At 40.4% G+C, this 7,109-nt stretch carries 8 protein-coding genes; all 8 read left to right on the plus strand.

What is annotated here, in order from left to right; translation table 11 throughout:
• The 8 genes from AC0J5Y_RS12565 (at position 1) to AC0J5Y_RS12600 (ending at position 6,725) form a co-directional block, all read left to right on the plus strand.
• On the plus strand, positions 1 to 882 hold the full coding sequence (locus AC0J5Y_RS12565) for a replication initiation protein (protein WP_475132201.1): 882 nt from the start codon (positions 1 to 3) through the stop codon (positions 880 to 882).
• A gap of 165 nt (positions 883 to 1,047) precedes the next feature.
• The gene (locus tag AC0J5Y_RS12570) at positions 1,048 to 1,695 is read left to right on the plus strand and encodes a hypothetical protein (protein ID WP_475132202.1); all 648 of its coding nucleotides are present in this window, start codon (positions 1,048 to 1,050) and stop codon (positions 1,693 to 1,695) included.
• Positions 1,696 to 1,896: 201 nt separating this feature from the next.
• Positions 1,897 to 2,229, plus strand: a complete 333-nt coding sequence (locus tag AC0J5Y_RS12575; RefSeq protein ID WP_475132203.1) for a plasmid mobilization protein — start codon at positions 1,897 to 1,899, stop codon at positions 2,227 to 2,229.
• A 695-nt stretch (positions 2,230 to 2,924) separates the two neighbouring features.
• Positions 2,925 to 3,470: an MbeB family mobilization protein gene (locus AC0J5Y_RS12580; RefSeq protein WP_475132205.1), complete on the plus strand. Its 546-nt coding sequence runs from the start codon at positions 2,925 to 2,927 to the stop codon at positions 3,468 to 3,470.
• Positions 3,471 to 3,473: 3 nt separating this feature from the next.
• On the plus strand, positions 3,474 to 4,046 hold the full coding sequence (locus AC0J5Y_RS12585) for a hypothetical protein (protein WP_475132206.1): 573 nt from the start codon (positions 3,474 to 3,476) through the stop codon (positions 4,044 to 4,046).
• A 269-nt stretch (positions 4,047 to 4,315) separates the two neighbouring features.
• Positions 4,316 to 4,468, plus strand: a complete 153-nt coding sequence (locus tag AC0J5Y_RS12590) for a hypothetical protein (protein ID WP_475132198.1) — start codon at positions 4,316 to 4,318, stop codon at positions 4,466 to 4,468.
• Between the two features lie 77 nt (positions 4,469 to 4,545).
• Positions 4,546 to 5,400 carry an aKG-HExxH-type peptide beta-hydroxylase gene (locus tag AC0J5Y_RS12595; protein WP_475132199.1) on the plus strand — a complete coding sequence of 285 codons (855 nt, stop codon included), beginning with the start codon at positions 4,546 to 4,548 and terminating at the stop codon, positions 5,398 to 5,400.
• 140 nt (positions 5,401 to 5,540) lie between these two features.
• Positions 5,541 to 6,725: a hypothetical protein gene (locus tag AC0J5Y_RS12600; protein ID WP_475132200.1), complete on the plus strand. Its 1,185-nt coding sequence runs from the start codon at positions 5,541 to 5,543 to the stop codon at positions 6,723 to 6,725.
• Positions 6,726 to 7,109 lie beyond the last annotated feature (384 nt).

Below are 7,109 nucleotides of genomic sequence, written 5' to 3' on the forward strand. Positions count from 1 at the left end.
ATGTTAATACTACCGGAAATATACGAAAACCTCCCTCATAAGCCCTATTGCACCAATGATTTAGGTAACCTTGTCATTCGTCCTAGGCAAACTGCCGTCAAAATGCGGTACATTCAGCATAACCCCCCTTGCATGACCCACTTCATTTGCTTAGACATTGATCATGAGCATGGCGCAATGCGTTGGGCAGAAGAACACCTACCACCGCCACGGTGGACAAGTCAAAACCCCTCAAATGGCCATGCTCACATCGTTTATGAGCTAAAAACGCCTGTTTGCACCAGTGAGCATGGCAGCCGTAAAGCTTTAGATTATCTCGCTAAGATACAAGCAGGACTGGTCAGAGAGACAAGAGCAGACGTCGGTTATACCAACTTCATCACCAAAAACCCGATGCACGAGCATTGGCGTACCGAAGTATGGACAAAAGAAGCTTACGAGCTTAATTATCTAGCGGAGTTCGTTGATCTCAGACCTTTAACGACTACAGAGAAAGAATACGGACTTGGTAGGAACTGTTCCTTGTTCGATACTGTTCGCCATTGGGCGTATTCTGCGATCAGAGAACATCGAGGGAATACTTGGGAGCAATGGTATCAGTCAGTACTTAAACATGCTCAGAGCGTGAACATGATGTTCTCAGAGCCGTTACCGTACTCAGAAATCAAAGCCACAGCTAAAAGCATTGCTAAATACTGCTGGAAAAATGATGGGTATCACTATAACGAGTTTATTTATCGCCAAGCACTGAAAGGAAGTAAGGGCGGTAAGGTATCTAAGCGTAAGCCTATACCTACGTCAGAACAGTCGCTAAAGCCTTGGGTGGAGTTGGGTATATCAGAGAGTACGTACCGTAGGCGTAAAAGACTCGGCAAAATTTGACAGTGGATAAGCCTAAATCAGATAACAGCTCCTCTTGAGGGGGGGGGTTTGCTAGTTTGGAATATTTATACTCGTTCGTTGGTTATGTTTCTCTGCTTAGGCTATTATTGCTGCGTGTGCTTCCTTATACATCCTTTTATCTGTTGTCTATTTTTAGAGGTTCGTATGTCGTCTAATAAAGATTCTCTGATGGTGCAGTCTGTCGATACAGGTGGTCAGGTCGCTGAAGCTCTGCTTAAAACTTTCCTTGTCCCTAACCTAGGGCTTGTCTCTGATGTAGTATCAGAACTCCCCTTTATTACGTCAGCTATGGGTCTTTGTAATGCTTATAATGTTCTTAAATCGAAGTCTTTTAGTAAGAAGTTTTGGGCCTTCTATTGCATGTTTAGTGAGGCAGAGCTTGTAGCTTTCAAAAGAGTAATGGTTGCTCGGGATGATGCCCAGTTAGGCGAGGATGTATTTAATGCCTTGGATAGTGTTGCTAAGGATATTCATGCTAGGATGATAGCTAGGGCGCTAAAGTTATATGTTTCTAGATGTGAGCAAGGTGAAGGTAATGATGCTCAGTTGGTTTTTGATTATCATATGTATGTCATAAAGAACTTAGATACATATTTGGTCTCTGGAATGACTTCGATTTATGGTGATAATGATTTCGATAAACTAGCTTCTTTAGGAAAAGCTTTATTTTATTTAGAGTTAGTTGAACAAGAGACAAAACCAAGTTATACGTCAAAAACTGAACCCTTAATATCATTCATTGTTTCTGATAAGGGTAAAGATTTTTACCAAAATATTATTTTAGGTGTGTAACTAACTAAAAATTATCACTCTGTTACTTGTTTAATAATTATATTTTTTAGGGTTTTTTGTAGTAAGCCAGCATATACCGTGGGTACAATATCCACTGCGTTACTATTGACCCAAGGCATACTGGTAAGGGGAAACCCCTTAACCCCAACCCCTCACAAAAAGCCGTGAGGGGTAAAAAACAACTGCTAAAGCGAGGCTAAAATGGCAAGGACGAAATGGCTAAAAATACGAGTCTCCGATGCTGAGATTTTAGAGATTAAAAAGCGCGTAGGCGGAGGCGATATGTCTAACTACGTTCGCGGATTGGTACTCGATCAGCCGATCGCTGCGCCTGAACCAAAGAACAAAAAAATCGTACACAGTGCCGATCCCGAATTGGTACGAGCCATTAATCGCATTGGTATCAACATCAATCAAATAGCCAAGCAGACCAATGCAGGACAAGAGGTGGATAACGCTGTGTTGATGGCCTTACTTAACCTGCAAACCACGCTAGACGACGCACTAGCATCGAGTGTGCCTGATGATCGTTAAATTCTTCACGAATGGCACTGGTAGCAGCAAAGGCGTGTTTGATTACTTGCTCAAAGACAAAGATCAGCCAGATGGCAAACGTGTTGGTGCCGAGATATTAAGAGGCGATATAGACAATCAAGCCTTGCTCATTGACAGCCTAGACTTCAAGCAAAAATATACCAGTGGTTGCTTATCGTTCACCGAGACAGCCGACGAGGTGACGGTAGAACAAAAAAATGCCTTGATGGACGGCTTTGAGCAGACCATTCGAGCAGGGCTAGACGTTGATAGAGTAAGTGTTAGCTGGATTGAGCATCGAGACAAAGGCCGGTTAGAGCTGAACTTTGTCTTTGCTAACGTTGATTTAGAGCATGGCCGCGCCTTTCAGCCTTACGTGCACAGCGTGGATAAGCGCCGCGTCAATGCATGGAAAGACATGCAAAACATCGAGCATAGTTTTACTGACCCAAACGATCCAGCCAATAAGCGACTAATGGCGCAGCGTGACAACTTGCCAAGAGAGATCAAAGACGCAAGACAAGCCATTACTGACGGTCTACAAGCACTGGTGGTTGAAGGCGTTATCACCAATCGTGACGATGTTATACAAGCCCTCACCGATAATGGCTTTGAGATCGCAAGAGAGACCGACAAAGCGATCAGTATTAAAAACCCAGCAGGGAAACGGAATATCAGGCTGACAGGCGGATTATATGAGCGAGATTTTAACTTTAGCAGAGAAATTCAAAACACAGTCACAGCAGCAAGCAAAGACTATCGAGCAGGAAGTACAGAACGCTACGACTCAGCTAAACAGCTTTATGACAGCGAAGTTGGAAGAAAGCGAGACTATCATCAAGCAAGGCATGGAAAGCCTAGACACCAGCAACGAGCAGTTGCTAAAAACGTTAGCAAAGCATCAAACCGATATGTCTACAGCCCTCGAAACCTATACGAACAACGTCCAAGCCCATACCACCGAACATTTAGAGCAGTTCGCAGAAGAGATGGAAAGGACGATAGAAGCCTACACACAGCACATCAAACAATTGATTGTGCAGCGAGAAGACCGGATAGCGCAGGTCATCAAGTCAGAAATGAAAAAATGGCTGATAGTCACCAGTATCGTCGCAATCACGGTATTGGTGTTGGGTATGCTCATAGGGGCAGCGTTGGTCAACAAGTTCTCAAAACCGACCTACATCATTCAACAGCCGCAAACACAGACACAGCAGCCCATCGACTACAGTCAGAGGTAAAGTATGGACAAGAAACTACTAGAGCAAGTACAGCAAGCCCTACAAGCACAGCAGGACACGATCAAACGCCAAGAGCAGATGCTAGACGACCAAGAGCGATACACACAGCAGCAGATACACCAGAAAGACCAAGATATCGCCGAATTGACAGCCTCATTGAACAAATTGGCGCAGACGAAGACGCAAGAGCTGGAACGCTTGCCGGTATTGTTCAGGCAGTTGCAAACTTCAATGACAGAACAAACAAGCGTGTTCAATGGTTGGGTGCAGCATCGGAAAAATCACGCAACAACGCAAGCAACGTTAATAAGCGAGTTATTGGCGTTAGGGAACGTACAAATGCAGCTCGTAGCGCAGTTGAAGACGTATCAGACTACGATAGCACCGCCCGACTATCTCAAGAGCGATACGACGCAATTAGAGAGCGATACAGTGAGGTTAGAGAGCGAATTGAAGGCATTAGTGAACGCACAGATCAAAATAGAGCAATCACAAGCGAAAATAACCGGCTCGCAGACAGGAATACAAGCGGAATTGAAGGAATTAAACAGATTGCTGGACAAGTTAGAGAAGTGATAAAAGCCAAAGAGCAAGAGCGTGCTAGAACGTCCACAAGGTCAAGATCTCCGAACATGGGTAGGTAACTTATGTTTCTAGATTATAAGTAAAAACCAACTTTTGTATGATTATAGATGTTATTACTACTTAATTATGAACAAATAACGACTTTTGTGATAGTTAAGTATGAACAGTTGACGACTAAATTTTTATAAACTAAAGTTCTTTTGTGATGTTGATTCTCAATATCTCGTTTTAAATACACTTAATAATCTATGGAATTTATTATGCCAAATATTGAATCTATCCTTTCAGGTATCAGCGATAGCGATCTTAAACAAGCACGTTACAGTACAATAAAAATGGCTATCACTAATCCAGGTAAGCCAAGACCACCACTAAGAATGATTGCATTTGATAATGATAAAAACGACAAGTAGTTATACTATTGTTGACTAATAAAAGGTGGTGTTTTGGGTAACTGAAATATCACCTTTTTAACTAAAAAGAGAGTGTTATGATTAGTTTAATAGGAAACTCAAATATCTATAAAAATATTGCTGTTCTTTCAGCAATAGACAATGAGGCAAATTTTAAGAGTTTTGACGATTTAGAAAACAGTTTTCATGAATTTCTTAAAAAAACACAACCTGATGTTCCTAGATTAAATAAATTAGGAACAAGTATTATCGAAAATAAAAATACTGAGCAAAGCTTAACGAATTTATTTTATACAGAATCTTTGCTAGATGATATGAATCAATCTTCTGCAGTTGGTAGTTCTTTGGAATCAGAATTTCAGAGGTCTCAGGAGAGTATTCGTAGTGCTATGGAGTTCATTAAACTCGAATTTCCAGAGATATACTTCACATTACAAATCGCAGTAGATTCAATTTTTCTTAGGAAATCAGATGTTTCCGGTGGAGGTTCAACATCTAATGCAATCGGTGTTGTTTGGGTAAACCATAGGGATCATTGGTCAAGAAACGATATTGTTGAATTATTAGTTCATGAATTAACACATACTTTAGTTTTTATTGATGAGTTAAGATACTTGCACTACCCAGACTATGATCTAATTTTAACTGAAGATAACTACAGTAACTCAGCTATACTCCAAACTAAAAGACCAATAGATAAGGTAGTCCATAGTATTATCGTCGCAACAGAAGTAGTAGCTCTTAGAAAAAATTATTTGGGCGAGCCTGAAAAACCATGTGTTCATCCGCCCTCTGTAGACATTATTGAACAAACTCTTTCTGCTTATGATTCTTTAACATCTATGCCAAACTACAAAGAATTAACAACAGAAAGAAGTCGTTATTTGCTAGATTCATGTGTTTCAATTTTAAGGGATATCGAAAAATCTTGATTTATAAAATTATCTCAAACAAGTATTTGCGTATAGCATTATTTTTTTTAGTAATTCAGCAAATCATTGTAGCGTCCTCAACGTATTTTATTGCTCGACTTGCACAAAGTTTTGCTGACAATGGGCCTTTACTTCCCTATATGCTGTTATTTGCCGCCTCTTTGGTGGTCGTTTATGTGCCTGCGTATTTCTGTGTCACCAATACAGAGCGTGCTAAGTACGATGCTCATAAATTATACAATGATACCTTCCACACTGTTTTTTTAGGTAAAACCTATTTTTTATCCAGCGATGAATTACAGAGTACGGCAACGACAACACTTGCTCAGGAGAGTAACTACACGCTTGAGACAGTCATTGATAGTATCTTTGACATTTCAGCGTTGGTTCTTAACGTCTTATTTAACGTTCTTGTTATTGCTTGGTTTCTAGATGGTACATTACTGCTTGGTTATGCAGTAGGTATTGTTTTTGCTTCCACGTTTGTACATTTCAGACGACATACTTTAAAAACCGCTGCCAAAACAGATCAGCAATCACGGTTGAACTTAACCGCTAAACTCTTTGACAGTTGGGATAACGTCGTTATTTTCAACAAGCATAATTACACGCTCTATAATAATATCGTTCAAAAAAGCTTTGCGACCGCAAAGAATAATAGTGTCAAATCCACATCCATCCAGCACATCAATTCAAGCCTAGGCATGATCATATTAATGCTGCCTGTTTTTGCGATTACTGGCTTTATTTTTAATAAAAATTGGAGTGACGCCGCGACGATGGCGGTGCTAATTGCTACGCTGCCAAGACAAATTCAGCTATTGCAAATGTGCTATGCATTGGTTGGCTACCATACCAGTATTGGTGTTATTAAAACGATGCTAGATGGCATTTTGGAGGTTTTACAACCTACCAATGTGGATTTAGATACCTACATTCAGGCAGACCAAATACGTGTGAAGCAAACAGGAGAGATTTTTGATTCAACACAGCTGCCCAAGAAAGGGAGGGTAACGCTGATTGGTAGTAATGGTGTTGGTAAGTCTTGTATGTTGCTTAAGCTAAAAGACTACTACCAAGAACGAGCGTACTATTTGCCTGCCAAGCACAATTTGTATTTCAATTACAAAACAGATCAAACCCATAAAGGCTCAACAGGACAACAACTCATCAAGCAAATTCAAGAAATTAGAGAGGACGACCAAAGTACAGTTGTCATGCTAGATGAATGGGATGCACATTTGGATAAAGAAAATACTCAAATCATAGACCAATATCTTGATGAGCTTGCTCAAACAAGACTTGTTATGGATGTTAGGCATTAATTCAGAAAGCGCTTAATAGGTAAACAGCATTATTAATACAAGTACTTAATGATAAAAAGTTCTCTAGTGTGTGGGGGCTTTTTTCGTTTTCAGATCAGCGTTTATGAAAAATAAAGCCTAAAGCAGTTTTATGTCGATTCAGTTATAGGTATGTAATATGACGTAGGTATAACTTTGTATCCCTTGAATAACATGGCTTTACGAGAAAATTGCTAATTGACGAAACAAGATTGAGAGCGTAAACTCAAATGCTAGAAACGACTAACCCCCAGCGACGGCAATCACTAGGGGTTAGGTGAATTTTAATCTGTGTCAGCAGATATAAAACCCATCTTTCGATACGGATATTTTATATCAGCAGGCACACCAACACAAGTGTGCGTG

This window comes from Psychrobacter sp. TS_SC_6, from assembly GCF_056156305.1.